This window comes from Microcoleus sp. OTE_8_concoct_300 (assembly GCF_031383065.1).
Classification (GTDB): Bacteria; Cyanobacteriota; Cyanobacteriia; order Cyanobacteriales; family Microcoleaceae; genus Microcoleus.
Map to the genome: position 1 here is coordinate 1 of NZ_JANMZH010000191.1, position 3,508 is coordinate 3,508.

The following is a 3,508-nucleotide window of genomic DNA, read 5'->3' on the forward strand; positions in this document are numbered from 1 at the left end:
CGCCCAAGTTTCCAGAAATACAGCAGATTGCAGATCGTTAAGTTTTTGTCCGTAGTTAGCACCTTGTAAAAGCCGATCGACTATTGTCAGCGCTTCTTGTCCTCTCATCGCCACTACCTTGACTTATTATTTTAAGTTTACGGGCTTCTCACCCGCTTGCCAGTAGCGTTTCAGGAAACCGTATAAAAACTTTACAAAAGTAACTCACTTTTTCTCACCGACAGGGCGATCGGGCGTGGGTTATCAATTTAATAGCTTTTAAAACAAGCTGTACTTACTGGAGGTAAATTATGGCTATTAATCATAACGTTCCGTATTTCAGCCAAGAAGATAACGAGATTGAATATTGGCGCACCTGCGGTCCTACGAGTGCAGCAATGTGCTTAAAGTATTTTAATGTTCCAGATTTAGGTTCCTTCCCACAGTACGAAGATGACGTTAAAGCACGTTTTGATAGACTTGGCATAGATCACGGTTCTCCCGATGGAATCAGGAGGTTGTTAGAAGGTTTAGGGTTAAGAGATGATTTGACCATGAAGGGAAGTCTCTCAGACATTACTCGCTCTCTTGATTCTGGTGAAATATGTATCTTGCATGGCTTTTGGACGCAGCCAGGTCACATTTTGGTTATTCGTGGTTATAACGACAAGGGTGACTTTTTTGTGAACGATCCACATGGAGAATGGTTCTACGGTGGGTATAGTGTAAATTCACAATTTTCACCAGATAATAAAGGTGAAAATAAACTATACAGTCGCAGGTTGATATCCTCGGGTGGTAATGCCGGTACACAGCGCGAGGCTTTGCTTTTTTATGACACTTGGGATAGTAGCAAGATCGACTCTACTGCAACAATGTGGCTACATAGAATTTCTCATGAGCAAGGAGGCGGTCCTAACCCACGCGATATTCCAGGAGAAAAAAAGGAGCCATCAAAAATTGGGGAAATCTTGAAAAATAACCGAGTAATTACTTTGAACGAACTCACTGCTGACAAAGAATTAGTTCGAGAAATCCAAAGCCGACTTAATGCTATTGGTCTGCTGAAATTGTCTGATGTAAATGGAATCTTTGGGAATGTTACTAGGAATGTGCTAACTCGTTTTACCGATTCAGTATTCCTCAACAACATGAATACTGGCTTATTTGGGAAGACATTCTTCCAAAAACTTATGGAGCTCCGGGGTACGCCTATTGTAATTACTTTTCCTATCGATCCGCCAGGTTCTTTGCCGGAAAAATTTGCGATCGCACTTAAATTCACCTTGAAATGGGAAGGAGGCTTTGTCGATAACCCATTTGATTTAGGCGGGCGGACAAACAAAGGAATTACCCAGAGAAATTATGACAGCTACAGGATGGACAAACGACTGCCCACCAAGGATGTGAAGGATATTGAGGATACCGAAGTGATGGAAATCTACTCCGAGAGGTATTGGAAACCATCTGAGGCTGATTCAATGATATTACCTCTAGCTATAGTGCATTTTGATACTGCTGTCCTTTTTGGAGTAAGGGGTGCTGTCAAGTTTTTACAGGAAGCATTAGGAATTACTGCTGATGGAATTTTTGGACCGCAAACTGAAAGTGGACTGCAAGCTAACAATAACAAAGAAACAGCCTTGAAGATTATCGATGGAAGAATTGCTTACCATCACAGCAGAGTTAGGCAGAACTCTTCCCAAGAAGTCTTTTTGGATGGTTGGGTGAACCGTGCTAATAACTTGAGAGAGTTTATCGCAAACCTGTAGAGAAAAACTGAACTAAATTCGGCAAAAGGTTTGTCCGTTATATTGAGTCGCGATCGCATCTGCTTTTAAAGGCAAGGTGCGATCGCTCTCCAACTTGATTGTCAATACTAATTTTCTCCTTGTGTAAAGAGGTTTTAAACTATGAACTTCCCGGCGATGTTGGATGTGGCTATTGGCTTGTTTTTCATTTACTTAATTCTCAGTCTTTTAGTTTCAGGCATTCAAGAATTAATTGCTACAGTTCTAGAATGGAGAGCTAAACAATTGAAAGAAGCCATCCAAATTCTACTTGGTGACAATGAAGCAAATGATCCGTCCGCTAAACAAGCCCAAAAAATTGCTAATGATCTGTGGAATCATCCTCTGATTCGATCTCTGAATCAAAGAAAAATTATTCGAGGTTCTGTCGGCCCTTCCTATATTTCTTCAAAAATGTTTGCGGCTACCTTGCTGGAAATTATCCAAACTAATTACGATTTTAACGCTTCAGGAACAATTGATGACATCGTAGAATCTCTCAAGGATAATAAAATACTAGATACAGAAATAGGACAGCGGATTTATTCTATCGCTTTAATAGCTCAAAGGAAAGCTAGTGCTAGTGAGAATGGAATTAAGTCTTTAGAAAAGGAGATAAGAATTTGGTTCGATCAGTCGATGGAGCGAGCATCTGGTGTCTACAATCGGAATGTTAAGGGGGTTACTTTTTTGATTGGCTTGGGAGTGACACTGGCGATCAATGCTGATACATTCTACATCGGTCAAAGATTAAACAAAGATGCTGCTTTGCGCTCTAGTATCAATCAAGTGGCAACTAAATATGTTGCAGGAAGTAATAAGCCTAGTTTAGATGAAATTAACAGCTATTTGGATAATATAACTATGCCTCTTGGCTGGTCTACAAGGGAACAATTTAACAAGCAAGTAAATCCCCGATATCCCGCTAAATCTACACTTGGGGATTGGGTATTCGGAATCATCAAACTTTTATTTGGTTGGCTGTTGAGTGCTGCGGCCATAGCTATGGGTGCGCCCTTTTGGTTCGATCTGCTAGGTAAATTTATTAACGTCCGTAATGCTGGTCAAGTACCTGAATCAACATCTAAGGATAAGCCTAGTTGAGCAAGGTTTGGTGAAAAGCTTTAGCGAGCGCTCTCCTGTCACTACTCAAGTCAGCAAAGCCTTTGATTAGCTGTTAAATAGGGCTCGCCCCTTGCTTCATTAACCCGTCATGCGATCGCACCTCGTCACCTATCCATCGTTTCAGCAGACAACACGAGATGAGAGTGAAAGGTGCGATCGGTCTTTATCTACTATTGGAAGTCAATTTGTGAAATTATTCTCATTTCTGGGCACCCGTAAACCCAAGAAACCGGGTTTTTTGCCGTTGCTGGGGGCTGCGACGCAGTATTCTCGCAAAAAAACCCGGTTTCTGACCACCCGTATTTCTGGGCACCCGTAAACCCAAGAAACCGGGTTTTTGCCGTTGCTGCGGGCCCTGAGGCAGTATTCTCGCAAAAAAACCCGGTTTCTGACCACCCGTAAGTCCTAATAGCAATAGGGGCGGACAATATGCCCACCCCACACACTAGATATCACTTTGATATCAGACTTAGATTTTCAATACCCCCAGGGGAATTCGAATCCCCGTCGCATCCGTGAAAGGGATGTGTCCTAGGCCTCTAGACGATGGGGGCGCGTTGCGTTTGCTTGTGTTCCGCACCTTTATTACCTTAACTAATCTTTCCCAATCTGTC

The 3,508-nt window shown here is 42.2% G+C and carries 2 protein-coding genes and 1 tRNA gene; 2 read left to right on the forward strand and 1 reads right to left on the reverse strand.

Features of this window, described 5'->3' with window-relative positions; genetic code table 11:
• Window positions 1-290 precede the first annotated feature (290 nt).
• Together ACUVJL_RS09350 and ACUVJL_RS09355 are read left to right on the forward strand one after the other, a co-directional pair.
• Window positions 291-1,751, forward strand: coding sequence for a glycosyl hydrolase 108 family protein (locus tag ACUVJL_RS09350; RefSeq protein ID WP_445245586.1), 1,461 nt, complete (start codon window positions 291-293; stop codon window positions 1,749-1,751).
• Window positions 1,752-1,892: 141 nt separating this feature from the next.
• Window positions 1,893-2,873: a hypothetical protein gene (locus ACUVJL_RS09355; RefSeq protein ID WP_445245587.1), complete on the forward strand. Its 981-nt coding sequence runs from the start codon at window positions 1,893-1,895 to the stop codon at window positions 2,871-2,873.
• Between the two features lie 502 nt (window positions 2,874-3,375).
• Here ACUVJL_RS09355 and ACUVJL_RS09360 read toward each other — a convergent pair.
• Window positions 3,376-3,448: transfer RNA gene (locus ACUVJL_RS09360), tRNA-Glu, on the reverse strand.
• Window positions 3,449-3,508: the final 60 nt, after the last annotated feature.